Consider the following 26,696-nt stretch of genomic DNA (forward strand, 5'->3'; position numbering starts at 1 on the left):
CGTCAAATCGGCCAGCGTTTACGGGCCTCACCGCAGCCTGTACAAATCACCCCAACAAACGGCAAACAGTCGAATCCAAGGGAGCATGTCATGGGTAGCGGACCGCTGAGCGGCATCAAGGTCGTCGAATTCGCAGGCATCGGGCCGGGGCCGTTCTGCGCCATGCTGCTTTCCGACATGGGCGCCGAAATCGTCCGCATCGACCGCAAGGGCGCGCGCGGCGGCTCGAAGTTCGATATCGGTTCGCGCGGGCGGCGTTCGGTGGCGCTCGACCTCAAGAAGCCGGAATCGGTCGAGGCCTGCCTGAAGCTGATCGAGGGCGCCGACATCCTGCAGGAAGGGTTTCGTCCCGGGGTGATGGAACGTCTCGGCCTCGGGCCCGAGGTCTGCCTGAAGCGCAATCCGAAGCTCGTCTATGGCCGCATGACCGGCTGGGGTCAGACGGGTCCGCTCGCCAATGCGGCCGGCCATGACATCAACTACATCTCGCTGACGGGCGCTTTGCACGCGATCGGCCGGCCGGGCGAGAAGCCGGTCCCGCCGCTCAACCTCGTCGGCGATTTCGGCGGCGGGGCGCTCTATCTCGCGATGGGCATGCTGGCCGCGCTTGTCGAGGCGCAGAGGAGCGGCAAGGGACAGGTCGTCGATGTCGCGATGACGGACGGCGCCGCCTCGCTGATGGCGATGTTCTACGGCTTCACGGCGTCCGGCATGTGGCAGGAACCGCACGGCACCAACATGCTCGATGGCGGTGCGCATTTCTACGACACTTACGAAACGAAGGACGGGCAGTGGATTTCGATCGGCTCCATCGAGCCGCAATTCTATGCGATCCTGCGCGAGAAAGCCGGCCTCACCGATGCGCTGTGGGATGCGCAGATGGATCGCGCGCAATGGCCCGCGATGAAGACGAAGATCGAGGCCGTGTTCAAGACCAAAACGCGTGATGAATGGTGCAAGATCATGGAAGGCACCGATATCTGTTTTGCGCCGGTGCTTTCGATCAAGGAAGCCAAGGACCATCCGCACAACAAGGCGCGCCAGACCATTGTCGAAATCGACGGTGTGGCGCAGCCCAATGTCGCGCCGCGCTTCTCGCGCACGGAGTCGAAAATCCAGGGCCCCGCGCCGCAAATCGGCGAACATACAGAAAGCGCGCTCAAGGATTGGGGCTTCTCGGCCGGCGACATCGAGGCACTGAAAAAGGCGGAAGCGATTTGAGCACACTCCCGGGCACGACGGGCCGCCGCCGCCTCTATCTGATGCGGCATGGCCATGTCGATTATTTCGGGCCGGAGATCGTCGCGGCCGGCGGCGACACCAAGGTCGTGCCGCTGACGCCGCTCGGACAGGAGCAGGCAACAGCGGCCGGCAAGGCGCTCGCCCATGTACGGTTCGACCGCGCGGTTTGCTCCGGTGTACCGCGGACGCGGCAAACGGCCGAGCGTGTGCTAACGGAACAATCGGCGGCGGTGCCGTTTCTCGAAGAAGAACCCGATCTCATCGAAATCCATGGCGGCAGTTTCGGCAAGGTGAAGAGCCGGGCGGAGCTTGCGGCCAAAATGGCCTATTACTTCGAGACGGCCGCCGAGCCCGGCGCCACCATGCTCGAAGGCGGCGAGGTCTTCGCAGATGCACAGCGGCGCAGCATCGGCGCCGTCACGCGGCTGCTGGCCGAGCCCGGCTGGCACACGATGCTCGTTGCCGCACACGAAGGCACCAACCGGCTGATCCTCGGCTGGGCGGCCACGGGCTGTTCGCTGAAGGAGGGTCTCAGGGCCGTACAGGCTTTCGAGCAGGACCCGGCCTGCATCAATGTCATCGATTTCGACATGGTGCCGGCAGCCGACGGCAGCGTCGGTACCGAGATTCAGCGCAGCCTGATCAAATCCGTCAACGTGACGCCCTATAATTACGTGAAGCACGGCATGAACATGACCAGTCTCGAGGCGATTTTCGCGCGGGAACCACGCTAGCCGCTCTGGCCTCAGGCGCGATGCGGGAGTAGCCTTGCGGTCCTGTCATCGCCTTCCGGGGAGGAAAGCATGAGCAACGCGCTTCTGGGCACGGTCGATCATATTGCGGATGCGAAGACGCCCGCGCCGACGATCACCGGCTTTCATCACATCGCCTATCGCTGCCGCGACGCCGAGGAGACGCGCAAATTCTATTGCGACCTGCTGGGTCTCAAGCCCGCCGCCGCGCTGGCCTTCGACAAGGAGCCGGGCAGCGGCAAGGAGCGTCCCTTCATGCATCTCTTTTTCGAGATGGGCGACGGGCGCTTCATCGCCTTTTTCGACGCGCCGACAAGTGCCAGCGACGACGTCTTCCGAATGAAAGACGGGATCGAGGATTATCATTTCGCCTTCGAGGTCGGCTCGATGGAAGAAATGGAGGCTTTCATCGCGCGGCTGAAGGAAGCGAAGGTGCCGGTGTTCGGCCCGATCGACCATCACTTCTGTCATTCGATCTATTTCTTCGACCCGAGCGGACTTGCCTGCGAGATCACCGTGCGCGATGCCAAGCATGACGAGATCATGGCGGCCGAAGGCGACCGCGCGGCGCAGGCCATCCATGAATGGACCGAGAAGACCCGCACCTTGAAAAAGGCGCGGCTGAAACTTCTCAACCAGGCGGCGGACTGACGCGCGTCACGCCCCGATCATCTCCCTGAGCTGTCGCCGCAGCACCTTGCCGAGCGGGTTGCGGGGCAGGGCGTCGGCGAGTTCGAGACGCTCGGGCAGCTTGTAGGCCGCGATGTCGGATTTCATCAGATGGGCGCGGATGTCGTCCAGCGTCACGCTTTCTCCATCGGCGGGCACCGCGACCGCGCAGATGCGCTCGCCCATGACGGCATCGGCATAGCCGACCACGGCCGCCTCCTTGATCTTCGGCATGCCGGCCAGCAATCCGTCGATCTCGCCCGGCGAGATGTTCATGCCGCCGCGGATGATGATGTCCTTGGCGCGCTCGACGAAGCGGTAATAGCGGTTGCCCGCGCCGGCAATCTCGAAGACGTCGCCGGTGTGGAAGAAGCCGTCCGTGTCGATCGCATCCGCCGGACCGCCGCCGTCACCGGCACGGTAATAGCCGGCGAAGACGGTGGCGCCCTTGATCAGCAATTCGCCCGGCCGGCCGGGTTCGCTTACTTCCTCGCCTGTCTGGATGTCGACGAGCTTCGTCGCGATGGCGCGCGCAATCTTCGCCGGCCAGTCGAGGCCCTTGACGCCGAAGCGCGGGAAGAACTGCGCGCGCTCCTCCGGGTCCGGCACCTCGCCCGGACCGGAAATCAGGCAGGTGCCTTCGTTCGAACCGAAAATGTTGACGATCGCCAGGCCGTATTGTTCCTGCCAGGTCTTGACCATCCATGGCGAGAGCGGCGCCGAGCCCGAGCCGATGCTGCGCACGGCCGAAAGGTCGAGCGCGGCCATCAGCTTCTCTTCCTTCAGCAGCAGGGAGAGCACGGCGGGTGGCGCAACCGTGTAGGCGATTTTCTCGCCGACCAGTTGTTTCAGGAACACCGGCAAATCGAACGGGTGATGTTGTACCAGTGTGCCGCCGGTCAGCAGCCAGGGCATGAAGCAGCCACCGATGGCCGCCATGTTGACCAGCGGGAAGGGGTTCAACACCGTGTCGCCGGGCTGGAGCTGGGCGGCGTCGGCGCAGGCGAGGCCCGCGATCATCCAGTGATTGTGGCTGCGTGGCACGCCCTTGGGCCGCGCTTCCGTGCCCGACGTCCAGCAGATGGTGGCGGCATCGTTGGCGTCCGTCTTCGGCACGGCATCAAGACGGGCTGTGTCGGCCGCGGGCCATGCCGTTTCGCCGATCACGAAGATCCGGGCGAGCGCCGGCAGCTTCGGTTGCAGGCTTTCGAACATCGCCGCGTGGTCGTGGCCGCGGATGGTGCGTGCCGTCACGGCCGCCTTCGCGCCGACAAAGCCCAGCACATCGCCGAGCTCATGGGCGCGCCATTGCACCGGCGCCGGCGTGACGACGAGGCCGATGCGCCAGGCGGCCAGGTAGACGGCGACAAGCTCCACGACATTGGGAAGCTGCACGGCCAGCACATCGTCCTTTTTCAGGCCCGCATCGAGAAAGGCGGTGGCGATGCTGTCTGCTTCACCCGCAAGCTCGGCATAGGTCAGGCGGCGCGGCTCGCGGCCGTCGATATCCGCACGGTTGGGCGGATCGGCGACCGCGAGACGATCGGGCGTCGCGTCCGCATTGGTGCGAAAGCGCGTGTCGATGGTCTCTCGTCCCCACCAGCCGGCGCGCGTATGGGCCTCGATCTCCTGCTGCGATGCCAGGATCATGTGCGGCGCTCCTCCCAAAGCGTGAGCATTTCGCCCTTATCGTTTCTTCGCCTCTTCGTATTCCTCCTCCAGCCGCGCGACGAGGCTGGCGACTGTCTCCACCCTGTCGATTGGGCCGACACCGTGGCCCGCCGACCAGACCTGGGCCCAGCGTTTTGCACCGGATTGCGGGTCGGTGAAGTCGATATCGGGGTTTTTCTCCATCGCGTCGAGGTCGTATCCCGCGCGGGCGATGCTGGGTTTCAGCCAGTTGGCGGCAACGCCGGTGATGGCGCGGGTCAGGACCAGGTCGTCGACGGTCGAGGCGATCAGCATGTCGCGATATTCGGGGGCGGCAAGGCTTTCGGTACAGGCGATGAAGCGCGTGCCCATATAGGCAAGATCGGCACCCAGAACTTCCGCCGCACGGATACCGGCGCCACTGGTGATGCCGCCGCCGAGAACCACCGGTCCGTCGAAGAATTCGCGCACGGCCGGCACGAAGGAAAATCCGGTCATTTGTCCGGTATGGCCGCCGGCGCCCGCCGCGACCAGCACCAGTCCGTCGACGCCCGCCGCCACTGCCTTGCGGGCGAAGGAAACCGAATTCACGTCGGCAAAAACCAGACCGCCATAATCATGCACGCGCTCGACTATGGCGCGCGGGCTGCCCAGCGCGGTGATGACGAGCGGCGCCTTGTATCGGATGACAAGATCGAGATCCTCGTCGAGCCGTGCATTCGAGCGATGCACCACGACATTGGCGGCCCAGGGCGTGTCGCGGTCGCTCAGGCCGGCCGTGATCCTGTCCAGCCATTCGTCGAGAATGGCCACCGTGCGGGCATTGGGTGTCGGAAAGGAGCCGATGACGCCTTCGCGGCAAGCGGCCAGCACCAGTTCCGGCCCCGAGATCAGGAACATCGGCGCGGCTATCAGCGGCAATGTCAGCCGCGCGCGCCATTCGGCGGGTAATCCGGGCGATAGTTTCGACATTTCTATTCCTCGATCCACCAGGCGCTGCTGCGATAGCCATAGAGCGACGCCTTCTCCGGTACCTTCACCTTGTTCCAGAGCGCGAGCCACTGGTCGGGTTGATGGAAGAGCGGGATCATGTAGGCGCCGGAGAGCAATACGCGGTCCATCGCGCGAACGGCGGCGACAAAATCCTCATGCGTGCGGGCTTCCAGCATTTCGGCGATCATTGCGTCGATGGCCGGCTCCTTCGCCCCCATATAGTTGCGTGTCCCCGGCGCGTCGGCTGCCGCCGAACCCCAATAGAAACTTTGCTCGTTGCCGGGCGAAAGCGATGAAAACCAGCCGTTGAACATCAGTTCGAAATCGTAATTGCTGCGTCGCTCCTGATACTGGCTTGGATCGACGTTGCGCACCGATATGTCGATTCCGATGCGCCGGGTCATGCTGGCATAGGTGAGAGCAAGGCGTTCATCGTCCGGCGTCGCGACGAGTATTTCAAGTTTCAGCGGCCGGCCGGTCGCAACCTCGGTCATCGTGCCTGCGCGCAATTCGTAGCCGGCTTCCTTCAGCAATCCGATCGCCGCTCTGCGGTTTCGTCGATCCTGACCGGTCGGGTCGCCTGCCGGGGCGTGCCACCCTTTTTCCATGATCTCCGCAGAGACGACGCCGGGGAAGGGGGCCAGCAGTTGGCGTTCACGCGCGCTTGCGGGATGCCCATGCGAACCGAGCTCGGAATTGTCGAAGAAGCTCTGCGTGCGAACGTAGAGCCCATGATAGAGGTTGCGATTGACCCAGTCGAAATTGAAAAGGCGGATCAATGCAAGACGCACGTTCCTGTCCTTCAGCGTCGGCTTGCGCGTATTGAAAACAAGGGCACGCATGCCCGAGGGCATGCGGTTCCGAAAGGTTTCCTTGCGAACCTGGCCCTGACGAAGCGCCGGAAAGTCATAACCGTTGGTCCAGCGGCCGGGATCGTCTTCCGGCCTGGCATGATAGATTCCCGCCTTGAAGGCTTCGAAGGAAGCATTCGCGTCGCGAAAATACTCATAGGTGATGCGGTCGATATTGTTGTGACCTGCGTTCACTGGGAGTGACGCACCCCAATAATCATGGTTACGCCGATAGACGATACGGGCACCGGGTGTGAAGTTGCCGACGGTATAAGGTCCACTGCCGATCGGCATATCGAATCCCGATTGCTCGAAGCTACGTTTCTCGTAAACGTGTTTTGGAATGATGGGCATGAGACCGAGGATCAACGGAATTTCACGATCGCCGTCGGCCGCGAAAACAAATTTTACCGTTCGAGGATCGGGACGCTCAATGCGCTCGACCTTCGAGTAATAGGTCTTGTAGTTGGGACGGCCTTTGTCGCGCAACGCTTCCAGCGAGTAGATCACATCATCGACCGTAACCGGCTCGCCATCAGAAAAACGAGCCGCCGGATTCAGGGTAAAGGAAATCCAGCTCCGGTCGTCGGGCATCTCGACCTTTTCGGCAAGAAGCGCATAGAGCGTGAAGGCTTCATCGTAGCCACGCGCCAGAAGACTTTCAAAGACATGCTCGCGCAAACCGATGGCCGACGTGCCACGCACGATGAAAGGATTGAGACTGTCGAAGGAACCTGTTGCGCCATAGGTAATTGAGCCGCCCTTGGGCGCAGCGGGATTGGCGTAGGCGAAATGGGTAAAATCTTCAGGATAAAGAGGTTCACCGTGCATTGCGATCGCGTGATCCGCCTCGGCCGGGGTGGCAAAGATGGAGGTGAGAAGCGGCAGGACCACGAGCAAGGTGAGGCCGAACGGGAGCCGGGGAAACGGGAGCGCAAGCAAGTTGTGTTCCTTTGGAATCGTCGGACGGCGGCGGGCCGGAGAACCTGATCTCATCGCATAGCGTTAAGCAAATTCCCGGATTTTTCAAAGATTTCCAGTGCCTTGTTTATGCCGAAATGCGAGTCTATGAGGAAGCATGGTCGGCGGTTCGCATGCCAGAAAGGGAATGCGGAACCTTGCATCGACCGATTCGGTACGAAAAGGATATTTGCCATGTCTCTTCGGCGTTTGTTTTCCGGCGTAGCCGCCGCGGTTCTTCTCTCTACCGCCGGCATTGCTCCGGCACAGGCCCAATCGGCCGCACCGGAACCCGAGATCCAGAAATTCGGAACGTGGAGCACACGCTGCGACGAGAACGAGAATGGCAGCAAGCGCTGCCATGCCTTTGTCGGCGTGGCGGGCGGCGAAGAGAAGCAACGGCTGCTCTATCTCGGTGTCGGCTACGGTCCGCAGGACAGCGACGGCGACGGCCAGAATGAACTTTTCCTGTTCGCCATTACGCCGCTCGGTACATTCCTCCCAACCGGAATCGGCTGGTCTGTGGACGGCAAGGAGAACTTCAGCCAGCAATTCATGTTCTGCATCCCCGGCGGCTGCCAAACCGAAATCCTGCTTTCGGAAGAACGTCTGAATGCAATGAAGAACGGCAGTCAGATGGAGGTTGTGTTTCGTCTTGTCGGGCAGGGCGATGTGAAGATTCCCGTGAAGCTCGACGGCATCACCAAGGCGATTTCCGCCGTCCCGGTTCCCAAGAAATCCTGATACTCAATCGGAACGCGTAGGGGCAAAGACGCTTCGCAGCCAGCCAAGCGCCGTGTTTTCGCGCAGCTGATAGCGCATGAGGTTGTCCATGTCGCGCTCAAGTTTCTCGGGGTCGCCGAATAACGCCTCACGTTTCCTGAACGGCCGCGTGGGATCAAACTCACGCACGACGCGCGCCGGATTTCCGGCCGCGATGCAATTGGCCGGAATGCTCCGCGTAACGACGGCGCCGGCGCCGATGATGCTGTTGTCGCCGATGCTCACGCCCTTGCCGACAATCGCGCGGACGCCGAGCCAGACATTTTCACCGATCTGGACAGGACGGTGCTTGTCCAGTTCAGCCGTGCGGTCATAGGTGTCGTGCCAGTCGGAATCCGAGATATAGCAGCCGCTCGCCATCATCGTGTTGCTGCCGATCCGAATCTCTTCGGAGGCAACGATATGCGTGCCGGGACTGATCAGCACATGATCGCCGATGACGATGCGGCCCTCGCGTTCGCCGGTCCGCCATGTAGCGAGACGCACGATGTTTCCCCTGGCCGCGTGCAGATGAAGATTTGAACCGGCGACGATACCGCCCCCCCAAAGCTCAACGTTCCATGGGCTCGTTACATCGAGCCCCGGCCCGATCGCATCGAATCCGGGGATGAGAAAACGGCGGGCATAGAAACGCACCCACCCATTGAGAAGCCGGCGAACGAAATACGGCCTGGTATCGCGGCGCAAGGTATAAGCCCTTCGTGGAGAGAGACCAAGAGGCCGCCGCTTTCGGGGCGTCGGCATATCTGACTAGCATGACGGCCGGCGTCAGTGCGCGGATTTTGCGCGGATCGCGTAGATGCCGCCTTGCAAGGTGCCGAAAAGCTCGTGGACCTGAGGGTGCCGTACCGGCTTGCCCGACTCGTCCGGCAGCAGATTTTGCTCAGACACATAGGCGACGTATTCGGTCTCCGAGTTCTCGGCCAGCAGGTGATAGTAAGGCTGATCCTTGCGCGGCCGCACTTCCTCGGGGATCGACTGCCACCATTCCTCGGTATTGTTGAAGGTCGGGTCGACGTCGAAGATCACGCCGCGAAAAGGATAGAACCTGTGGCGAACAATCTGGCCGATGCGAAATTTCGCTTGCCGGTTAACTTCCATGACGTCTTCGCACTCCCCCGTACATTGCACAATTCTAACAGGTGAAACGGCGTCACGAAAACCCCGTACGTCGAAGACCCTGATCCCACAAGCGGGATTGCCATTCTTCGTCAAATAACCAATATGACCGCCATTGATATTCACGATATTCAGGAGACCTGCATGAGCCGTTCCGTTGCGTCGTTGTTCGAACCCTTCATGCTAAACGGGCTGACGCTGCCCAACCGGGTCGTGATGGCCCCCATGACCCGCTCCCAGTCGCCAGGAGGCGTTCCCGGCCCGGAAGTCGCGGCCTATTATCGCCGCCGCGCCGAGGCCGAGTGTGGACTGATCGTCACCGAAGGCACGACAGTCAACAGCCCGGTCGCAACCGGCGATCCGAATGTGCCTCAGTTCTGGGGCGAGGCGGCGCTCAAGGGCTGGAAGCGCGTCGTTGAGGAAGTCCATGACGCGGGCGGCAAGATCATGCCGCAGCTCTGGCATGTGGGCATGATGCGCAACCCCGCCAAGACCGCCAATCCGGACGTGCCGAGCCATGGGCCTTCCGGTCTGACAAAGCCCGGCAAGCCGCTTTCGGAGCCGATGACGAAGGCCGAGATCAAGGCGACTGTCGATGCCTTCGCCCGCGCCGCTGCGGACGCACGCGACCTCGGTTTCGATGGCGTCGAAGTTCACGGCGCGCATGGCTATCTCATCGACCAGTTCTTCTGGGATGGAACCAACCAGCGCAAGGACGAATACGGTGGCGATCTTGTTGGCCGCACCCGTTTCGCGGTCGAGATTGTCGAAGCGATCCGTCGTGAGGCCGGCAAGGATTTCCCGCTCATTCTGCGATTCTCGCAATGGAAGCAGCAGGACTACACGGTGAAGCTGGCGCAGACGCCGGAGGAACTTGGCGCGTTCCTGAAACCGCTTTCGGATGCGGGCGTCGACGCCTTCCACTGCTCGCAGCGTCGCTTCTGGGAGCCGGAATTCGAAGGTTCCGACCTCAACCTCGCCGGCTGGACGAAGAAGCTCACCGGCAAGCCCTCCATCACCGTCGGCAGCGTCAGCCTGTCGGGCGAGTTCATCGGTTCCTTCATGGGCGAGGCATCGGAGGCAACAGGCATCGATGACCTGCTCGACAGGCTTGAGCACGGCGAGTTCGATCTCGTGGCGGTCGGCCGGGCGCTGCTGGTCGATCCGGCGTGGACTCACAAGGTCCACAACGGCGCCTTCGATCAGCTGCTGCCGTTCAAGCCGGAGGCTTTGGCAACGCTTTCCTGACGGTTCTTTGGCGGCTTTCGGGCCTTTCCGGAAATTGGCCTCTCCCTGAAAGGGGGGAGGCTTCTTTTTTACGTACCGCCGCCTCGCCGGAAAGCGTGGTTTTCCGCCATCCGATACTCCGTCTACGCCGCTTGAACGCTACGTCAATGACAAGTAGCCTTTTCAGATTGGCGGCATCTGGCGGACGCTTTTTCAAGGAGAGCGGGATATTCCAGAAGAAGCTCAACAAACCGGGGCATTTCGAGCCTTGAGGGGAAACGATATGGTAGCGGCAGCGGATGCAGGTGCGATGGGAATCGGTCCCCGGACAAAAAAACGGCTCCGGCCCCCTTCACGGCTTCTGACATTCGCGGAACCCCGCGCCCTACTGGAGCTCGGTCTCGGGCTTGCTTCGGTCCCGCTGCTTCTGCGGGCACCGCGCGGCGACGGGCATCCGGTTGTCGCTCTGCCGGGGTTTCTCGCCGCCGACGGTTCCACGCATATGCTGCGCCGCTACCTCGACCGGATGGGCTACGAAACTCATGGCTGGGGCCTTGGCCGCAACATCGGCAGCATGATGACACGCCGACACCGGCTTTATGAAGAGGTCGCGGCGCTTCACAAGAAAACCGGCCGCAAGGTCAGCCTCGTCGGCTGGAGCCTTGGCGGCATCTATGCCCGCGATGTCGCGCTCGAAATGCCGGAGGCCGTGCGCTATGTGATTTCGCTCGGCAGCCCCTTCGCCAACGACGTGCGGGCGACACATGCCGGCAAGCTTTACGAGAAGCTGGGTGGCGAATCCGTTGACGACATTGCCGAGTCTGATCTCATTCGTATACAGAGCGACCTTCCCATGCCGGCGACAGCCATATTCACCCGCACCGACGGTGTGGTGAACTGGAAGACCTGCGTCCTGCGCGAAAGCGACAAGGCCGAAAATATTGAGGTTCTTGGCAGCCATTGCGGCCTCGGCGTCAATCCCGCCGTGCTCTGGGCCGTCGCGGATCGTCTGGCGCAGAAGGAAGGCGCGTTCAAGGCCTTCGACCGCAAGGGACCGTTCAGGCTCGGATATCCGCGCCGCTGAACGAACGACAGCCGGCCGCTTTCCCTCGGGGGAGGAGGAGGCGCCGGTTCGAAACGATCAATGAAGGTGCAACCGGAGGGGCCATGCCGCTTCCCGAGATGCACCCCTTGGGAGGACAGAACCATGGAACAACTCAGCCCGATGGATGCGTCGTTTCTCTATTTCGAGACGGCCAATGCACCCATGCATATCGGCGGCCTGACGATTTACGACCAGTCGACAGTCGAAGGGGGCGTGCTCGGCTTCAAGCGCATCCTCGAAAATTACGAGACGCGCCTTCATCTCGCACGCTCCTTCCGGCAGCGCGTCGTTCGCGTGCCGATGAGCCTCGACCATCCCTACTGGATCGAAGACCCGAACTTCGACATTGAGTTTCATGTCCGTCATATCGCGCTTCCCAAACCCGGCAACTGGCGTCAACTCTGCATCCAGGTCGCGCGGCTTCACGCCCGCGCGCTCGACACGTCGCGGCCGCTCTGGGAATTCACGGTGATCGAAGGGCTCGACCAGGTCGAGGGCCTGCCGGCCGGCAGTTTCGGCATCATGTCGAAGATCCACCATGCCGCCATCGACGGCGTGTCCGGCGCGGAGATCGTCGCCGCCATTCACGACATCGCGCCCGACGCGAGACCGGCGCCGCCCGAGAAACCCTGGGTACCCGAGCGCGACCCCAATGTGCTGGAGCTTCTGTCGCGCACCTATGTCAACAATCTGCGCCAGCCATTCAAGCTTGCGGGCGTCGTCGCCTCTTCGGTCCCTGCATTGGCGAAAGTGGGCATAGGGCTCACGGCAGGCAAGCTGAAGACGGCAGGGCCCGTGCCGCGCACGCGCTTCAACTCGCACATATCCCCGCACCGCGTCTTCGACGGCCGCTCGTTTCCGCTCACAGATATCCGCGCCATGAAAAGCGCCATTGAGGGAGCGACCGTCAACGATGCGATCGTTGCTATTGTCGGCGGCGCGATGCGGAAGTATCTCGAGGCCAAAGGGGAACTGCCGAAGGAATCGCTGATCGCCATGGCGCCGATATCGGTGCGTTCTGACGACAAGAAGAAAGCGGCCGGCAATCTCGTCAGCGGCATGATGCTGGCGATTCGCACCGATATTGCGGACCCGGCGGAGCGCCTCGCAGCCGTGTTCCAGTCCACGAAAAGCTCGAAGGAACTCACAAACGCGATCGGCGCTAAAACGCTGAGCGACTATTCGCAGTTCATTCCATCGACGATGTCCGGGCTCGCCGCACGTCTCTACTCGAATTTGGGTATCGCGAACCGCATCAAGCCGTTCTTCAACACGGTCATCACCAATGTGCCGGGTCCGCAAATCCCGCTCTACATGACCGGCGCGCGTATGGTCACGCATTTCGGCCTCGCGCCGATCCTGGACGGCATGGGGATCATCCACCCGATCTTCAGCTATTGCGGCAACATCACGATCTCGTTCACCGCCTGTCGCGAAATGATGCCGGATCCGGATTTCTATGCCGAGTGCATCCAGTCGTCGTTCGACGAGCTGAAAGCCGCCACGGCTGTCGCCGCCGCGCCGACGGCGAAGCCCGCCGCGGGTCCGCGACTGAAGGTTGCCGCACGAAAGCCCGCGGGCGCGGCGAAGGCGCCCAGGCGCGCGGCGAAGCTGACGGCGTAGGGGAGGGCGCTACGGCTCAGAGTTCGTAGGCCTTGGCGAGTTCGGGGTCTCGGGCCGCGACCTTCCTCGCCAGATCGACGATGACCGTGGCCTGTTTCCATGTCGCGTCATCCTGCATCTTGCCGTCGATCATGGCGACGCCGGTGCCGTCGGGCATCGATTCGAGGATGCGCTTGGCGAAAAGCACCTCCGCCGGATCGGGGCTGAAGACACGTTTGGCGATGGCGATCTGATTTGGATGCAGCGACCAGGCGCCCACGCAGCCCATCAGGAAGGCGTTGCGGAACTGCTGCTCGCAGGCCTCCGCGTCCTGAATGTCGCCGAAGGGGCCGTAAAAGGGGCGGATGTCGTTCGAGACGCAGGCATCGACCATCTTGGCGAAAGTGTAGTGCCAGAGGTCCTGCTGCGCGGCGATGCGCGGGCTGCCGTCCTCCTTCGGATCCTCGAGCACGCGATAGAAGGGGTGACCGCCGCCGACGCGCGTGGTTTTCATGCGGCGCGAGGCGGCAAGATCGGCCGGGCCGAGGCTCATGCCGTGCATACGCGGACTTGCGCAGGCGATTTCCTCAACGTTTTTAACGCCTTGGGCCGTTTCCAGAATAGCATGGATGAGGAGCGGTTTCTTCAAGCCGTGCTTTGCCTCGAGTTGGGCCAGCAACTGGTCGAGATAATGGATATCCCACGGTCCTTCGACCTTCGGCAGCATGATGACGTCGAGCTTGTCGCCGATCTCGCCGACAAGCTCGGTTATGTCGTCGAGCATCCAGGGGCTGTTCAGCGGATTGATGCGGGTCCAGAAGCTGGTCTGCCCGAAATCGTGCGCCTTGCCGACCTCGATGACGCCCTTGCGCGCCGCCTCCTTGGCGTCGGCCGGAATCGCGTCCTCAAGATTGCCGAGGAGCACATCGACCTGGGGGATGATCTCACCGATCCGTGCACGGAGCTTTTCGTTATGCCCCGGAAAGAAATGGATCATGCGCTCGAGCGCCACGGGCAGCTCGCGATAGGGGGCCGGCGCGCCGATGGCGAGGGCCTTGTAGAAGTTTGATGACAGTTTCATGACAGTTCCGTGACAGAAGGGGGGTGGCACATCAGTCTAGCTGTGTGCGCAGAGCGAATCCATTAATGCTTTCAAGATGGTATAGCGTTCTTCTCAGCCTCGATCAAAGCCCGCACCGGTCCCGCCGCCAAAAGGCAGGCAAAACCGAGCAGCGGCGACAGCGTGATCGCCAGATAGGCCGTCTCGTAGCCACCTGCCGCGACATACAAAAGACCGAGCAACGCCGGACCCGCGGCGTTGGCGCAAGTCGTGACCATCTGCGAGACGGAGAGAATGCGCGCATAGGCCTTGAGGCCGAAAGCCTCGGCCATGATCAGCGGCTGCATCATCTGCATGTTGCCGACCGTCGCACCGAACATGACGGAAGCGATCAGCAGCGCCAATGCGCCCTCGGCAAAGGCGAAAGCGGCAAAGGCAAAGGCCTGCAACACAAAGATCGCAAAGAGATAGCGGCGCGAGGAAACGCGCGCCAGCAACCAGCCGCCGGCAAGACGTCCGGCAATGCTGGCGGCGGCCATGACCGAGACGGCGAGTGCGGCGGTGGAGGTGTCGCCGGTGCGCGTGAGAACAAGGCGAAACTGATGCGCGAGGCTCCCGACCTGAGCCATCATCGCGAAAACGAAAGCCGCTGTGCAGAAGACGAAGAAGCGGCTGCGAAGAGCTTCTGCGAAACCGATGCCGTCCGGTGGCAAAAGACTTCCATCGGCCGCGCGGCGCGGCGGATCGCCGTCGGGCGAGAGGCCGATCGCTTCGGGATTGCGCCGCAACACCGCCAGCGTCACGGGAATGACGCCGAGCACCATCATCAGCGCCAACCAATAGGCCGCCTCACCGAGTCCAAGTGTCCCGACAAGGCCGGCCGAGATCGGCGTGAAAACGATGCCGCCCATCGACAGCCCCGTCGAGGCATAGGCAATCGCCTTCGAGCGCTGGCGTGTGAACCAGCGCGCGACGATGGTCATTCCGGGAATGATGGCGACGGCCGCATTGCCGATGCCGAAGAGAACGTAGAAGCCGTAGAGCTGCCAAAGTTCCGTGACATGGCCGGCACTGGCGAGGACCAACGCCGACAGGACCGCGCCGCCGGTAATGACCCAGCGTGGGTCGTAGCGGTCGAGCAGCCAGCCAACACCAAGCCCGGCTATGCCGGAAGAAATAAAGAAGATCGCGGTGGCGTTCGAGGCGGCGGATACCGAGAAGCCGCCACCGGTGACGAAGGCTTCGAGAAAAATCGACAGGTTGTAGAAGATCAATCCGCAGGACACGGTGTGAACGACGAAAACCGCGCCGACGATATACCAGCCATAAAAGAGGCCGGCGCGCGTGGGCGCGCGCGGCGCTTCTGGCGCGGAGCCAGCATTCATGTGGTCGAACTCCGGCAAGGCCGATGGGCGAATGACTTGATCTGACCTAAATAGAGCTTCCGGTCAGTTTGCCCAAGCGGAATCTCATTTAGCGGTGGTCAACGCCTGCATCTCTTCGGTCATTGCCTGGCGGAAGGCTTCCCGCTCCGTCACCCGATGGTCGCCTTGCTCATAGGCTCGCGCATTCTCGTAGTAGAAACGGGCGTTCATGATATTGGCCGGACCGTTGTCCCGGGTCTTGATGACCCTGGCCGGCGCGCCCGCAACGATCGAGTTTTCGGGGATGACCATTCCTTCGGTCACGATCGAATGGCCCGCAACAATCGAATTCCGACCGATCTTCGCGCCATCCATGAGCGTGGCATTGATTCCGATCAGGCAATTGTCGCCGATTTCGGCGCCGTGGATCGTGCAGTGATGCGTGATCGAGCAGTTGTCGCCAATGATCGTGGGTGTCTCGTTGCCAACATGGATCATTACGAAGTCCTGGATGTTGGTTCGCCGGCCAATGCGGACTTCATGCATCTCGCTGCGAATGACGACATAGGGCCAGAGCGATGCGCCTTCGCCGATGAAGACCTTGCCATAGATCAATGCCGTTTCGTGGATGAAGGCCGGATTGTCCAGAATGATGCCGGGGCCGAAGTCACGCATGGGATTTGCCTTCAATAAGGGCGCGGACCGGGCCGGCGGCGAGGATCAGCAGAAAGGCGAGGAGAGAGGCCGATGCCATTGCGAGAAAAGCGACTTCGTAACCGCCGAGCCCTTCGTAGAGAAAGCCAATTGCGGCCGGGCCCGTCGCTACGCCGGCGGTCATGCAAAGTTGCGTCACGGAATAAATGCGGCCGTAGGCCTTGAGGCCGAAGGCCTCGGCGACCATCAGCGGTTGCATCATCAGAAGATTGCCGACAGTCAACCCGAAGACAATCGTTGTCGCGAGCAGCGCCGGCGTCGTTTCGGCAAAGGCATAAAAGGCGAGGGCGGCGCCTTGCGCGAGGGTGAGCCCGAGCACAAAACCGCGCGACGGCATCCATCGAAGCGCCTGTCCGCCGATCAGCCGGCCGACAATGCTGGCGCTGGCCATGGTAGCGACGGCAAGACGCGCCGTGCTGCTGCTATCGGTGCGCGCGAAAACGAGGCTGTACTGATGGGCGATGACGCCAACCTGCGCCATCATCGCGAAGATGTAAGCCGTCGTCAGAAAAATGAAGAATCGGCTTCGAACGGCATGGTCGAAGGAAATGCCGTCGGCCGGCAGAGGCGTACCGCTCGCATCGCGCGCGATCGGATCGCCGTCGGGCCCGAGCCCGATCGATTGCGGCGAGGGACGGATCAGCAGCCAGGCGACGGGAATAATGCCGAGAATGAACATCAGCGCCAGCCATGGCGCGGCGCCGCCGAGACCAAGGCGCTCGATCATCCATGCCGAGAGCGGCGTCAACAGGATGCCTCCGAGCGAGAGCCCTGTGGATGCATAGGACAGCGCGACCGAGCGCTGCCGCGCAAACCAGCGCGCGACCAGCGTCGTTCCGGGGATCAGCGCCGCACCCGCATAGCCGATGCCAAACAGAATATAAAAGGCATAGAGCTGCCAGAGTTCGGTGACGTAACCGGCCCCCAACATTGCAAAGGCGGCGATCAATGCGCCGCCTGTGATGACCCAGCGCGGATCGTGGCGTTCGATCAATGCCGCCACGCCGAGTCCTGTCAGACCGGACGCAAGGAAGAAGCAGGCCGTGGCGGCTGACGTCGCGGAAACCGAGAAGCCGCCCTGCAGAACGAATGCCTTGAGATAAACCGACAGGTTGTAGAAACCGAGACCGGCCGTCGTCGTCATGATGACGAGAACGGCGATGACGACATACCAGCCGTAAAAAAGGCCCCGTTTTGGGCCCGATGGGTCGGCGCTTTGCGCGCTCATCATTTGCCTCCCGCGCCGGACGCGGAACGCGCGCCGGACTGCCTACATAGTCTTCATGCCGCCATGCGCCAAGTCGGAAAAAGCCAGACAGTGGCGTGTCCTGCCTCATTCGGCTAATCATGGGGCCATACCGGCATTTCAGAGACCGGACCACAGGGAGCTACCCATGAAATTCTACAATTCGATCGGCCCAAACCCGCGCGTCGTCAAAATGTTCATGCAGGAGAAGGGTATCAAGCTGCCCTTCGTCGAAGTCGATCTAATGGCTGGCGAGAACCGCAAGGAACCTTATCTTGCGAAGAATCCGTCCGGCCAGGCGCCGGCGCTCGAACTTGACGACGGCACGGTGCTCGCCGAGATCACGGCCATTTGCGAATATCTCGACGAGAAGTTTCCCGGCGGTACGCTGATCGGCACGACACCCGAAGAACGCGCCGAAACGCGGATGTGGACGCGCCGTGTCGACCTCAACATCTGCGAACCGATGGCCAATGGTTTCCGGTATTCCGAAGGCCTGCCGCTCTTCCAGAACCGGATGCGTTGTCTGCCGGAGGCGGCAGCCGGCCTGAAGGCTATCGCCCAGGACAAGCTTGCCTGGCTCGACAAACTGATGAATGGCCGTGAATTTCTGGCCGGCAAGCGGTTGTCGTTGGCCGACATTCTGTTGTTCGGCTTTCTCGATTTCGGCGCCGTTGTCGGACAACCGATCAACCCGGAATTCAAGAACGTGAGCGCATGGTTCGAACGCATGAAAGCCCGGCCGTCGGCCGCTGCGAGCGCCTGATTTCAGCCATTCGATGCGGAATCCGGGCTCTTTGGGCAGAGCCCGGCTTCATTACCGGAATTCAACTTGCGGTTGCGGCGGAATCTGGCAAGCTAGTAAAAGCAAATTACTAGTTTTGGGGGGTGCCGTGGGAGGAAACGCTGTGAAGTATCTCGTACAGATTTGCCTGGCGCTTGGCATTGCATTGACGTTTACGCTCCTCATCGCGCCCGAGCGCGCGCAAGCCCAGCCGGTGCCGGACTGCATCGACTCGTCCGACAGCCGCGCACAAAATACCGCTGCCTGGTGGGGTCGTCGCACGGCGGAGGAAAAACACCTGATCACCGAACTGGAGTGCAAGGAACGGTTCATTCCGATGGTCTGCATTTTCCTCTGGGAGCCGGACCTGCGCGCCTGCACCAACAAGGGCGTCGCCGAATACCGCGCCGACAAGGCGTGCTCGGCAAAGGGCCACGCCTTGCTGTCGGAAGCACACGTCGCCTGCAAGGAAGAGTTCAAGCGCAGCTTTTCACCGCCATTTGCAGACTCGACATCCTGAGGCAGTATGTGCCGGCGCAACCCGCCGGGAGTAGATTGCCTTGAGCCACAAGACGAGTGACGTGCCACCGCTGGACGACAATTGGGAGTCGCCTGCGGCGCTCACGCTCGGCAAGAAAGTGTTGGAAACAGACAAGGCGCGCGGCTATATCCGCGCCTCTTTCGTCGCTGGCGACGCTTTCCTCAATCGTGGCGGGCGTATTTTCGGCGGCTTCCTCTCGGCCATGCTTGACGGATTGTGCGGCCATGCCGTGCGGCTTACCCACGAAAAGCCCGGCACGCCCCAAGTCACACTTGAACTCAAGACCAGCTTTGTCGGCCGCGCCGACAAGGGAACGCTGACAGGCGAGGGATGGGTGCGTCACCGCGGCAAGTCGATCGCCTTTGCTGAAGCGGAACTGCGCAATGATGCGGGCGAGCTGGTCGCCAAGGGTAGTGCGACGTTCAAGATCGGCCGGTGATTTCGACCCTCCAGGTTTCAACGTCAAGCGTTCGACTTGCGACCGGCGGCACGACGAGCTGGCTGAAACTTCATGACGAATATTGAACGGGAGGCGGCTTTCGGGTTTCCGTCTCCCGGAGGCCGCCATTCCGTTCGCGGCCAGACGTCGTCATAAAGCAGCCCGACGGTTTGGCGGATGGGGTGGGATTCGAACCCACGGTGGGCGCAAACCCACGCCGGTTTTCAAGACCGGTGCCTTAAACCACTCGGCCACCCATCCAGCTGCACTGGTTAGCCGTTGTATCGATGTGACTCAACCGGGAAGATGGCCGGCGCTGTTCCCGACAGGCCTGAGTTGGCTTCCCGCGATGCATGACGACGCGGCTTGATCCGAAAACAGAGAAGCCGTGCCTTTTGGGCACGTATCAGGGCGTTCCGCGTCCTTCCCTTATGGTTAACGTCAATTCCCTTTTGCAACTCCCGACAATGCTTGCCAAAATGGCACAAAAGCGGGCAAGAATGCCGCGGGCGTAGCTTTCGGGGGGAGTATCGTTGTGCCGGTTGATTTGACGTCGCCGTGGATTCCGCTGAGCATCATCATGTTGCTCGGCCTTTTTATGTTCCGGCAGTTTCGGGAGGAGCGACGAGAGTCCCGTGAACTGATTCTCGCCGAGGCCGCCGCGGCCGCCCCGAAAACGGATGTCGCTCCGCCCGCGCCGCTCGGCGCGTCCTCGGTGCCCGAAAAGAGGAAGCGCAAGCTGCGCTGGCGCACGGCCTGGATCTGGATGCCTTTCCTGATCGGGTTTTTCGGACAGGCCTATCTGAGTTTCATCAAGCCGATGGTCGACAACGCCGCCGGTTGATTTCAGCCAAACGCGAGATCGGGCAGGGCTGGGCTTGCGGCAAGGCCGAGAATGGCGTCGATCAACGGTGCCGGGTTTTCGATGCCGCCGTGGCGGAGAAGCATGGCGGCCTTTTCGACCATTTCTTCGCGGCCGAGAGGTGCCTCCGGGTCGCCCTTGGCATCCGTTCGCTCGGCCTCGAGTTCCGTTCCGTTCGCCAGGCGGAGGCGCACCTTGCCGCCCCAGTGTACCGGATAGGCCGACGCCCAGGGATCGACCGTTTCGATCCGAACGCGCGCCGCGAGTGACGCGCAGCTTTGCCGCGCCGCCGCTCCGAAGGCCGCAAAATCGACTTCCGGGAAAGACAGGGCGGCTGCAGCCGTATGCTGCAGCGAAAACTTCGCTTCATAATCGCTCTGCACCACCGGCCGGTCGCAGACATCGATTGCAGCCGCATAGGTTGAAACTTCGATCGTTTCAATTGCATCGAGGCCGATACCGTCGGCCAGCAGTCGCCTGCGCAATTCGGCAGCCGCATCGATCGTCGGATGGGTATGGCGGCATGAGGGCCACGGCTTGATCGAGGTGCGAACAAGCTGCCACGGTGCGTCGGGAGTGCGCAGGACGGCGGCCGGATCGGCATCCGGGCAGGCCGCGCGAAAGAAACCCTTTTCACCTTCGAGAATTTGCGGAGGACCCGTGAAACCAAATGCTGCCAGCTCGGCGGCGTTGACGCCGGCTTCCGCCGCGTGACCGGCATGGAGATGTTTGGTCATGGCGCCGGTCTCGAGGAATTGCCAGAGGCCGGCGGACTGGCTGCCCGCATTGCCGAGCGCGTGAACCGCCGCTTCATCCGACAGGCCGAGGAGAGATGCACCCGCCATGGCCGAGCCGAACGGACCGCAGGTGGCCGTGTTGTGCCATATCCGGTAGTGAGCCGGACCGACCGCCATGCCAACCCGCGTCGCCGCCTCGAAGCCATGCAGCACCGCCGTGAGGAATGCCTGCCCGCTGGCGCCGCGCGGCGCCGCCAGTGCCCATGCCGCCGGCACGACAACACAGCCGGGATGCACGACGGACTCGCGATGCAGATCGTCCGTTTCCAGAATGTGGCAGAGCGCGCCCATCAGGAAGGCGAGCCGCGCCGGTTCCGGCGCTGTGTTGGAGACGCCTCGGGCCCGCCACCAGTCCATCAAAACACGCCCCGGCTCAGAATTGTGTCCGGCCAGGCTGTTGGCAACCGCATCGAGCGTGAAGAGGGCGGCGGCTTCAAGATCGGCGGGAGCGACCGGTTTGCGGCGGATCAGGCCGACCAGGTCGGCGGTCAGGGAGGAGCGGGCAGGACGGGAAGAGAGATCGTTCACTTGTTTGTTCCGAGAAGGCGCGACGGCGATGCGCGCATGATGTAACCATATGCAGCCCGTAGCAAATTCGGCCCGTCGGCCCGGTCTCGCTTGCCGCCGAAAGCACGGCTGACTATAAGAAAAACGATTACATTCGAGGAACGATTCGTCGCCCGTGACGAGCGACAACCTCCTCGGAGAGGGGTCTTCAATGCCTGTTCGAGCTTCCGAAAGGGTCCGCGGCGCGGTGTTCGCCCTGCTGGCGCCGTTGGCGCTCGCGTTGCTGCTGGCGGGCTGCGGAACGACCGGCAAGCCCTCAGGGTCGGGGCCCCTGAAAACCGGCGGCGGCCTCTACAAGGTCGGCAAACCCTATCAGATCGCCGGCATCTGGTATTATCCACGCGAGGACGACAAATACGACTCGACCGGCATCGCCTCGTGGTACGGGCCGCAGTTTCACGGCAAGCCGACCGCCAATGGCGAAATTTTCGATCAGAATGCCATGACCGCGGCACATCCGACGCTGCCGATGCCGACGATTGCGCGCGTGACCAATCTCGAAAACGGCCGCTCGGTGATCGTCCGCATCAACGACCGCGGTCCCTTCGCCGCAGGACGCGAAATCGACATGTCGAAGCGCGCCGCCGAGGAACTCGATTTCATGCGAAAAGGTACGGCCAAGGTTCGGGTGCAATTCATTGGCCGCGCGCCGCTCGATGGCGGCATTGGCGACGGACGCGCCGTTGCCGAAACCTTCATCGCGCCCAAGGTGGAGACGCCGCCGGACGAACGCCGCGTGGCAGCCGCACCGGTTGCATCGGTCGCCGCCGTTTCTGCGTCGCAACTTGCGCCGCCCGCGGGCGCCGTGAGCGCGCCGCCGCAGAACGTCACGCCGGCTTCGAGTCCATCCAGCGCGACAATGGAACCCATTCGCGACGATCCCGGTGCAAGTCGTCAGGTACCGGTCACGGGAACAGGCAACATTTACGTGCAGGCCGGTTCGTTCCAGAATCTGCGGAATGCAGAAGCCGTACGGCAGCAACTGGCAGGGTTGGGGCCGGTTGAAATTCAGACGACGACAGTCGAAGGCACGCCTTTCTATCGCGTGCGCCTCGGACCGCTTACCGACGTTCCGGCTGCCGACAGCTCACTGCAATCCGTCGTGCAGCGAGGACATAGCGGCGCACGGATCGTTGTCGACTAGACCGTACCATTGCCGGCAAGCGGGTCGTCCCGTCGCCGAAGAGGACAAGTACAGACCATGAAAAGCGCCGCTTCCTTTCTAATCTTCTGTGCAACCCTGATCGGGGCGGCTTTCGCCGCGCCGCACACGGCGCAGGCCTTCGATACGTCGGCAAAATTCGCGATCCTGATGGATTACGAGACCGGCGACGTCCTCTGGGGCAAGAACGAAGACGAGACGATGTATCCAGCCAGCATGAGCAAGCTGATGACGCTGGATGTACTGTTCGGCGCAATCCGCGAGGGCAGCGTCAGCCTTGAGGACGAATTTATCATCAGCGAATACGCATGGCGCACAGGGGGCGCGGCCTCGGGCTCGTCGACCATGTTTGCCGATCTCAATTCCTCGGTTCCGGTGAAGGCGCTCCTCAAGAGCATCATCATCCAGTCCGGGAACGACGCCTGTATCGCGGTGGCGGAAGCGTTGAGCGGCTCGGAGGAAGCCTTTGCGATCCGGATGACCGAGCGGGGCAAGGAAATCGGCCTCACGAATTCCGTGTTCAAGAACGCGACCGGCTGGCCGCATGAAGAGCATGTGATGACGCCGCGCGATCTCGCGCTTCTGGCGCGTCACATCATCATGGAATTTCCCGAATTCTACCCGATCTTCAAGGAGCGGGACTTTACCTGGAACGGCATCCGGCAGGGCAATCGCAATCCCGGGCTCTATCTCGATCCATCCGTGGACGGACTGAAAACCGGCCATACGGAAGCGGCCGGCTATGGCCTTACGGCTTCGGCAAAGCGCGATGGCCGGCGGCTGATCCTGGTGCTGAACGGATTGCCGAGCGAAAGGGCGCGGGGCGACGAAACGGTGCGGATTCTCGATTGGGGGTTCCGTGCGTTCAAGAATTACAAGCTCGTGGCAGCTGGAACGCCCGTCGACAATGCACCTGTTTGGCAAGGCACCTATGCGGAGGTGCCGCTGGTGAGCACCTCGGACATCGACGTTATCCTGTCGGTCGATCAGCGCCGCGACATGAAAGTGTCCGTCGCATATGAATCGCCGATCATGGCGCCGGTCGAGGCGGGTCAAAAGATCGGTGTACTGAAGGTCGAGACGCCGGACGCGCCGGCGCGGGAATTCCCGCTGGTGGCCGGAGGAAGCGTTGAAAAACAAGGACTTATCAGCCGGGCGCTGGGTTCACTGATGCATATGCTGTCTGGAAGCTGACCCTTGGGGCGGGCGCGGTTCATCACGCTGGAAGGTGGCGAGGGCGCCGGAAAATCGACGCAGATTCAACGACTTGCGGAGAAGTTGCGGGCGCGCGGCGAGGCGGTCTGTGTGACGCGCGAGCCCGGCGGCGCGCCGGGCGCGGAGGCGATCAGGCAGTTGCTGGTGACCGGCGAAACGACGCGCTGGAGCCCAAAAAGCGAGGCTTTGCTTCACTTTGCGGCGCGGGCGGAGCATCTGGAGCGGACAATTCTGCCGGCGCTGGCGCGTGGTGAATGGGTGATCTCGGATCGGTTTGTGGATTCGACGATCGCCTATCAGGGGCCGGGGGTTGGACCTGAATTCATCAATGAACTCAAGGAGATGGTCGTCGGCGATGCGATGCCGGCGCTGACGCTGATCCTCGATCTGCCGGTCGAACAGGGCCTCGCACGCGCGAAGTCGCGGCAGGGAAAAGACAATTCGGCCGAGGACCGCTACGAGCGCATGGACCTTGAGTTCCACGAGGGCCTGCGCCAAGCCTTTCTAAACATTGCCAAAAACGAGCCCGAACGCTGCGCTGTGATCGATGCCGGCGGCACAGAAGAGGCTGTCGCTGCTGCCATCTGGCAGACAGTCGAACAACGCCTTACCCCCCCTTTGTCACAAAACAGTCATTAAACTGTCACAAATGCCCGGGAAGGTTAATCCGGTTTGCCCCCGGAGCAGCCATCAACTATAGAAATCTCCGGTATTGAAAACGGATGGACCGCCCGGCGACCGCGCCGGCCACGAAGAAGAGGATCGCCGGTGAAACGACGACAGCCAAAACTGGTCGCCCGACCGACATTTTCCGGCGCCGCCTTCTTCCTTCCCACCCTCTTTTCGCTCTCCCTCCTTCTTCCCTCCACCGCCGCCGAGGCGAGCGGCCTCAGTCTGGCCGAGGTTCTCGACCCCGCGGCCGCCAATTACGTCCTGCCGCTCGAGCGGCCCGTGGCGGCGTTGCCTTCGCTACCCAACCGGGGACTCCATTTCGGCGCGCCGATCGACCTCGGTGTCGCGCGCATGTCGTCCGGGTACGGATGGCGCATTCACCCGGTCCTGAAGGACAAGCGGCTGCATCGCGGCGTCGACTATTCGGCGCCGAAGGGAACGCCTGTCTATGCAGCCGAGGACGGCATCGTCGCGATGGCGGGCTGGCGCGGCAATTACGGCAAACTCGTCACGATCAAACATGCCGAACATGTCGAAACCTTTTATGCGCATCTGTCGGGCTTCGCGCCCGGTGTCGTCGCCGGCTCGGGCGTTAAGAAGGGCGATGTCATCGGCTATGTCGGCAAGACGGGGCTCGCGACCGGCAACCACCTTTACTACGAGGTGGCGATCAACAATGAGCGCGTCGATCCGTTGGCGGAGGATATCAACGAACAGGTCAACGTCCTCGCCGCGGATGTTGCCCGGCCCGAGGGCCAGATCGCCCGGACACGCGGGCTGATCGAGGCGCGGTAGCGCCCTTCATGCAAGCGCGTGGGCCAGGAAGCGGCGAGCGGGCGCCGTGGCGGGCATATCGCGCGGCAGGACGATTTTCGTTTCCTTGACGAGTTCGACGCCGGCAAGCGGCAACGCGACCAGCGCCCCGCTTGCGATCTCGTCGATCACCGATGCTTTCATCACCAGCGACACGCCAAGACCTTCCCTGACAGCGCGTTTCACGGCTTCCGTGTTGCCAAAGCCGTCAATCGTCGAGAGTTGTCCGGCAACGGCGCCGAGACGGCGGCGCAGCAGCGTACCGGTGCCGGTGCCACGTTCGCCGCCCAGCAGCGGCTCGCCGATCAATTCATCCGGCCGTACGCTTTCGCGATCCGCCCAGCGATGGGACGGTGCGACGATCAGCACCAGTTTTTCGCGCCGCCAGTCATGCGCCTCGAAGGCATCCGCGGGTTGCCAGCATTCCATGACGGCGATGTCGGCCGCGCCTTGCGTCAGGCGATCGAGGGCGGCAGGGTTGCTGCCGATCCACAGATCGACGTTCGATCCGCCGCGACGGCGGAAGGCCGCCAGCGGTGCCTGCAACAGGTAAGTGCCGATGTTGCTCGAAGCGGCGAGCCGCAGCGGCGCGCCCATGACGGCGGTCCGGGCACGCTCCGCCGTCGAGACAAGCGCACGGGCGAGCGGCAACAAGGCGGCGCCTTGCGGCGTCGGCCGAACGGCGCCGCGACGGCGGGCGATCAGGGGCGCACCAAGTTCGGCCTCAAGCTGGCCGACATGGTCGACAACCGTCGACGGGGCGATGCCGAGGACACGCGCCGCCGCCCGGAAGCCGCGCGCGTCAATGACCGCGAGAAACGTTTTTGTATGAAGCAGGTTCAGCATCTTCGACGATTTCCAGGGCGGGTTTTTTCGGTGCATTGACGGCATGGACGGGCAGGCGACCGGCGAGGACGTCGACGATGCCGCGCGCGGCCGAGAGTTCGATGTCGCGCCTGACATGCGTGACGGCGGAGCCGATATGCGGGGTGAGAACCGTACGGCCGGTGGCGGCGCGCAATCGCGCGTCGATTTCCTCCGGCCGGTCCGCTCGCGCCCAGTCCTCGCATTCGAAGACATCGGCGGCGTAACCGGCGAGGTGTCCGGTTGCAAGGGCGTCTGCGATTGCCGCCTCGTCGACCAGCGAGCCGCGCGCCGGATTGACGATGCGCGCACCCGGTTTCATGCGCGCGATGGCGGCGCGGCCGATGATGTGCTGCGTCGCGGGGGTGAGGGGGAGGGCGAGGACCAGCCAATCGGCTTCGGCCAGGACACGATCGGCCTCGCCGAATTCGACGCCGGGAACATCCGACAAGGGACGGGGCTGCGCGTCCGAGGCGAGGATACGGCAGCGGAAGGGCCGAAGCCTTTCAGCTATTGCCCGGCCGACAAGGCCGAAGCCGAGAATGCCGACGGTCGATCCATCGAGCCCGGCGCCGTAGAGCGCGGGCCGCCAGCCGGCGAAGCCTTCGTTCCGGACAGAGGCATCGCCTGTCAGAATGTTGCG

The 26,696-nt window shown here is 62.5% G+C and carries 27 protein-coding genes and 1 tRNA gene; 15 read left to right on the forward strand and 13 right to left on the reverse strand.

Features of this window, described 5'->3' with window-relative positions; all coding sequences use genetic code 11:
- Positions 1-90: 90 nt before the first annotated feature.
- The 3 genes from WEB61_RS13420 (at position 91) to WEB61_RS13430 (ending at position 2,645) form a co-directional block, all read left to right on the forward strand.
- Positions 91-1,221 carry a CaiB/BaiF CoA transferase family protein gene (locus tag WEB61_RS13420; protein ID WP_368064846.1) on the forward strand — a complete coding sequence of 377 codons (1,131 nt, stop codon included), beginning with the start codon at positions 91-93 and terminating at the stop codon, positions 1,219-1,221.
- On the forward strand, positions 1,218-1,976 hold the full coding sequence (locus tag WEB61_RS13425) for a histidine phosphatase family protein (protein ID WP_368064847.1): 759 nt from the start codon (positions 1,218-1,220) through the stop codon (positions 1,974-1,976). Before WEB61_RS13420 ends, WEB61_RS13425 begins: the two co-directional genes overlap by 4 nt.
- A 69-nt stretch (positions 1,977-2,045) precedes the next feature.
- Positions 2,046-2,645 (forward strand): VOC family protein, encoded by a 600-nt coding sequence (locus tag WEB61_RS13430; RefSeq protein WP_368064848.1) that lies wholly within the window; start codon positions 2,046-2,048, stop codon positions 2,643-2,645.
- Positions 2,646-2,651: 6 nt separating this feature from the next.
- Here WEB61_RS13430 and WEB61_RS13435 read toward each other — a convergent pair whose 3' ends face one another.
- The 3 genes from WEB61_RS13435 to WEB61_RS13445 are packed head-to-tail and all read right to left on the reverse strand — an operon-like array spanning position 2,652 to position 7,099.
- A complete protein-coding gene (locus WEB61_RS13435) occupies positions 2,652-4,313 on the reverse strand; it encodes a class I adenylate-forming enzyme family protein (RefSeq protein WP_368064849.1) in 1,662 nt (553 codons plus the stop codon).
- A gap of 36 nt (positions 4,314-4,349) precedes the next feature.
- Positions 4,350-5,285, reverse strand: coding sequence for an NAD(P)H-dependent flavin oxidoreductase (locus WEB61_RS13440; RefSeq protein ID WP_368064850.1), 936 nt, complete (start codon positions 5,283-5,285; stop codon positions 4,350-4,352).
- 2 nt (positions 5,286-5,287) lie between these two features.
- Positions 5,288-7,099 (reverse strand): extracellular solute-binding protein, encoded by a 1,812-nt coding sequence (locus WEB61_RS13445; protein WP_368064851.1) that lies wholly within the window; start codon positions 7,097-7,099, stop codon positions 5,288-5,290.
- Between the two features lie 213 nt (positions 7,100-7,312).
- On the opposite strand from WEB61_RS13445, the gene WEB61_RS13450 reads away from it, so the two are divergent.
- Positions 7,313-7,861 (forward strand): invasion associated locus B family protein, encoded by a 549-nt coding sequence (locus tag WEB61_RS13450; protein WP_368064852.1) that lies wholly within the window; start codon positions 7,313-7,315, stop codon positions 7,859-7,861.
- 3 nt (positions 7,862-7,864) lie between these two features.
- On the opposite strand, the gene WEB61_RS13455 is transcribed toward WEB61_RS13450, so the two are convergent.
- The gene (locus WEB61_RS13455; protein WP_368064853.1) at positions 7,865-8,386 is read right to left on the reverse strand and encodes a DapH/DapD/GlmU-related protein; all 522 of its coding nucleotides are present in this window, start codon (positions 8,384-8,386) and stop codon (positions 7,865-7,867) included.
- A 282-nt stretch (positions 8,387-8,668) separates the two neighbouring features.
- Positions 8,669-9,001 carry a heat shock protein HspQ gene (gene hspQ, locus WEB61_RS13460; RefSeq protein ID WP_368064854.1) on the reverse strand — a complete coding sequence of 111 codons (333 nt, stop codon included), beginning with the start codon at positions 8,999-9,001 and terminating at the stop codon, positions 8,669-8,671.
- 162 nt (positions 9,002-9,163) lie between these two features.
- Between hspQ and WEB61_RS13465 the strand changes: the two genes are divergently transcribed.
- The 3 genes from WEB61_RS13465 to WEB61_RS13475 all read left to right on the forward strand — a co-directional run bounded on the left by WEB61_RS13465 (position 9,164) and on the right by WEB61_RS13475 (position 12,974).
- Positions 9,164-10,267, forward strand: coding sequence for an NADH:flavin oxidoreductase (locus tag WEB61_RS13465; RefSeq protein WP_368064855.1), 1,104 nt, complete (start codon positions 9,164-9,166; stop codon positions 10,265-10,267).
- A 262-nt stretch (positions 10,268-10,529) separates the two neighbouring features.
- Entirely contained in the window at positions 10,530-11,330 is an 801-nt protein-coding gene (locus WEB61_RS13470) for an esterase/lipase family protein (RefSeq protein WP_368064856.1), read from the forward strand.
- A 123-nt stretch (positions 11,331-11,453) separates the two neighbouring features.
- A complete protein-coding gene (locus WEB61_RS13475; RefSeq protein ID WP_368064857.1) occupies positions 11,454-12,974 on the forward strand; it encodes a wax ester/triacylglycerol synthase family O-acyltransferase in 1,521 nt (506 codons plus the stop codon).
- A 16-nt stretch (positions 12,975-12,990) separates the two neighbouring features.
- Here WEB61_RS13475 and WEB61_RS13480 read toward each other — a convergent pair whose 3' ends face one another.
- The 4 genes from WEB61_RS13480 to WEB61_RS13495 all read right to left on the reverse strand — a co-directional run bounded on the left by WEB61_RS13480 (position 12,991) and on the right by WEB61_RS13495 (position 17,319).
- A complete protein-coding gene (locus tag WEB61_RS13480) occupies positions 12,991-14,034 on the reverse strand; it encodes a CoA ester lyase (RefSeq protein WP_368064858.1) in 1,044 nt (347 codons plus the stop codon).
- A 71-nt stretch (positions 14,035-14,105) separates the two neighbouring features.
- Positions 14,106-15,398, reverse strand: coding sequence for an MFS transporter (locus WEB61_RS13485; protein ID WP_368064859.1), 1,293 nt, complete (start codon positions 15,396-15,398; stop codon positions 14,106-14,108).
- 84 nt (positions 15,399-15,482) lie between these two features.
- Positions 15,483-16,052, reverse strand: coding sequence for a gamma carbonic anhydrase family protein (locus tag WEB61_RS13490; RefSeq protein WP_368064860.1), 570 nt, complete (start codon positions 16,050-16,052; stop codon positions 15,483-15,485).
- Entirely contained in the window at positions 16,045-17,319 is a 1,275-nt protein-coding gene (locus WEB61_RS13495) for an MFS transporter (RefSeq protein WP_368064861.1), read from the reverse strand. Before WEB61_RS13495 ends, WEB61_RS13490 begins: the two co-directional genes overlap by 8 nt.
- Before the next feature lie 166 nt (positions 17,320-17,485).
- Here WEB61_RS13495 and WEB61_RS13500 point away from each other — a divergent pair, with 166 nt between their 5' ends.
- The 3 genes from WEB61_RS13500 (at position 17,486) to WEB61_RS13510 (ending at position 19,101) form a co-directional block, all read left to right on the forward strand.
- Entirely contained in the window at positions 17,486-18,103 is a 618-nt protein-coding gene (locus WEB61_RS13500) for a glutathione S-transferase family protein (protein WP_368064862.1), read from the forward strand.
- A 142-nt stretch (positions 18,104-18,245) separates the two neighbouring features.
- Positions 18,246-18,641: a hypothetical protein gene (locus WEB61_RS13505; RefSeq protein ID WP_368064863.1), complete on the forward strand. Its 396-nt coding sequence runs from the start codon at positions 18,246-18,248 to the stop codon at positions 18,639-18,641.
- Positions 18,642-18,681: 40 nt separating this feature from the next.
- Positions 18,682-19,101 (forward strand): PaaI family thioesterase, encoded by a 420-nt coding sequence (locus WEB61_RS13510; RefSeq protein WP_368064864.1) that lies wholly within the window; start codon positions 18,682-18,684, stop codon positions 19,099-19,101.
- Between the two features lie 171 nt (positions 19,102-19,272).
- Here WEB61_RS13510 and WEB61_RS13515 read toward each other — a convergent pair.
- Positions 19,273-19,362: transfer RNA gene (locus WEB61_RS13515), tRNA-Ser, on the reverse strand.
- 319 nt (positions 19,363-19,681) lie between these two features.
- On the opposite strand from WEB61_RS13515, the gene WEB61_RS13520 reads away from it, so the two are divergent.
- Positions 19,682-19,945, forward strand: coding sequence for a hypothetical protein (locus WEB61_RS13520; protein WP_368064865.1), 264 nt, complete (start codon positions 19,682-19,684; stop codon positions 19,943-19,945).
- A gap of 2 nt (positions 19,946-19,947) precedes the next feature.
- Here the strand turns inward: WEB61_RS13520 and WEB61_RS13525 are convergent, their stop codons facing one another.
- Positions 19,948-21,288, reverse strand: a complete 1,341-nt coding sequence (locus WEB61_RS13525; protein WP_368064866.1) for an MmgE/PrpD family protein — start codon at positions 21,286-21,288, stop codon at positions 19,948-19,950.
- A gap of 190 nt (positions 21,289-21,478) precedes the next feature.
- On the opposite strand from WEB61_RS13525, the gene WEB61_RS13530 reads away from it, so the two are divergent.
- The 4 genes from WEB61_RS13530 to WEB61_RS13545 all read left to right on the forward strand — a co-directional run bounded on the left by WEB61_RS13530 (position 21,479) and on the right by WEB61_RS13545 (position 25,171).
- A complete protein-coding gene (locus WEB61_RS13530; RefSeq protein ID WP_368064867.1) occupies positions 21,479-22,471 on the forward strand; it encodes a septal ring lytic transglycosylase RlpA family protein in 993 nt (330 codons plus the stop codon).
- A gap of 57 nt (positions 22,472-22,528) precedes the next feature.
- A complete protein-coding gene (locus WEB61_RS13535) occupies positions 22,529-23,683 on the forward strand; it encodes a D-alanyl-D-alanine carboxypeptidase family protein (protein ID WP_368064868.1) in 1,155 nt (384 codons plus the stop codon).
- 3 nt (positions 23,684-23,686) lie between these two features.
- A complete protein-coding gene (gene tmk, locus WEB61_RS13540) occupies positions 23,687-24,343 on the forward strand; it encodes a dTMP kinase (protein ID WP_368064869.1) in 657 nt (218 codons plus the stop codon).
- A 129-nt stretch (positions 24,344-24,472) separates the two neighbouring features.
- Positions 24,473-25,171: a M23 family metallopeptidase gene (locus WEB61_RS13545; RefSeq protein ID WP_368064870.1), complete on the forward strand. Its 699-nt coding sequence runs from the start codon at positions 24,473-24,475 to the stop codon at positions 25,169-25,171.
- A gap of 6 nt (positions 25,172-25,177) precedes the next feature.
- Here WEB61_RS13545 and WEB61_RS13550 read toward each other — a convergent pair whose 3' ends face one another.
- Positions 25,178-26,035, reverse strand: coding sequence for a LysR family transcriptional regulator (locus WEB61_RS13550; RefSeq protein WP_368064871.1), 858 nt, complete (start codon positions 26,033-26,035; stop codon positions 25,178-25,180).
- A partial coding sequence (locus tag WEB61_RS13555; RefSeq protein ID WP_368064872.1) for an NAD(P)-dependent oxidoreductase occupies positions 25,992-26,696 on the reverse strand: 705 nt, incomplete at its 5' end. The genes WEB61_RS13550 and WEB61_RS13555, both read right to left, overlap by 44 nt.

Origin of the sequence: Parvibaculum sp. (assembly GCF_040882025.1) — a bacterium.
GTDB lineage: Bacteria > Pseudomonadota > Alphaproteobacteria > Parvibaculales > Parvibaculaceae > Parvibaculum.

Bases quoted from the DNA above. Each gene is read 5' to 3' on its own strand.
- WEB61_RS13485 (WP_368064859.1), bottom strand. From the start codon at position 15,398: ATGAATGCTGGCTCCGCGCCAGAAGCGCCGCGCGCGCCCACGCGCGCC.
- WEB61_RS13550 (WP_368064871.1), bottom strand. From the start codon at position 26,035: ATGCTGAACCTGCTTCATACAAAAACGTTTCTCGCGGTCATTGACGCG.
- WEB61_RS13535 (WP_368064868.1), top strand. From the start codon at position 22,529: ATGAAAAGCGCCGCTTCCTTTCTAATCTTCTGTGCAACCCTGATCGGG.
- WEB61_RS13435 (WP_368064849.1), bottom strand. From the start codon at position 4,313: ATGATCCTGGCATCGCAGCAGGAGATCGAGGCCCATACGCGCGCCGGC.
- WEB61_RS13530 (WP_368064867.1), top strand. From the start codon at position 21,479: ATGCCTGTTCGAGCTTCCGAAAGGGTCCGCGGCGCGGTGTTCGCCCTG.
- WEB61_RS13440 (WP_368064850.1), bottom strand. From the start codon at position 5,285: ATGTCGAAACTATCGCCCGGATTACCCGCCGAATGGCGCGCGCGGCTG.
- WEB61_RS13465 (WP_368064855.1), top strand. From the start codon at position 9,164: ATGAGCCGTTCCGTTGCGTCGTTGTTCGAACCCTTCATGCTAAACGGG.
- WEB61_RS13470 (WP_368064856.1), top strand. From the start codon at position 10,530: ATGGTAGCGGCAGCGGATGCAGGTGCGATGGGAATCGGTCCCCGGACA.
- WEB61_RS13500 (WP_368064862.1), top strand. From the start codon at position 17,486: ATGAAATTCTACAATTCGATCGGCCCAAACCCGCGCGTCGTCAAAATG.
- WEB61_RS13430 (WP_368064848.1), top strand. From the start codon at position 2,046: ATGAGCAACGCGCTTCTGGGCACGGTCGATCATATTGCGGATGCGAAG.
- hspQ (WP_368064854.1), bottom strand. From the start codon at position 9,001: ATGGAAGTTAACCGGCAAGCGAAATTTCGCATCGGCCAGATTGTTCGC.
- WEB61_RS13450 (WP_368064852.1), top strand. From the start codon at position 7,313: ATGTCTCTTCGGCGTTTGTTTTCCGGCGTAGCCGCCGCGGTTCTTCTC.
- WEB61_RS13480 (WP_368064858.1), bottom strand. From the start codon at position 14,034: ATGAAACTGTCATCAAACTTCTACAAGGCCCTCGCCATCGGCGCGCCG.
- WEB61_RS13495 (WP_368064861.1), bottom strand. From the start codon at position 17,319: ATGAGCGCGCAAAGCGCCGACCCATCGGGCCCAAAACGGGGCCTTTTT.
- WEB61_RS13420 (WP_368064846.1), top strand. From the start codon at position 91: ATGGGTAGCGGACCGCTGAGCGGCATCAAGGTCGTCGAATTCGCAGGC.
- WEB61_RS13520 (WP_368064865.1), top strand. From the start codon at position 19,682: ATGTTGCTCGGCCTTTTTATGTTCCGGCAGTTTCGGGAGGAGCGACGA.
- WEB61_RS13490 (WP_368064860.1), bottom strand. From the start codon at position 16,052: ATGCGTGACTTCGGCCCCGGCATCATTCTGGACAATCCGGCCTTCATC.
- WEB61_RS13475 (WP_368064857.1), top strand. From the start codon at position 11,454: ATGGAACAACTCAGCCCGATGGATGCGTCGTTTCTCTATTTCGAGACG.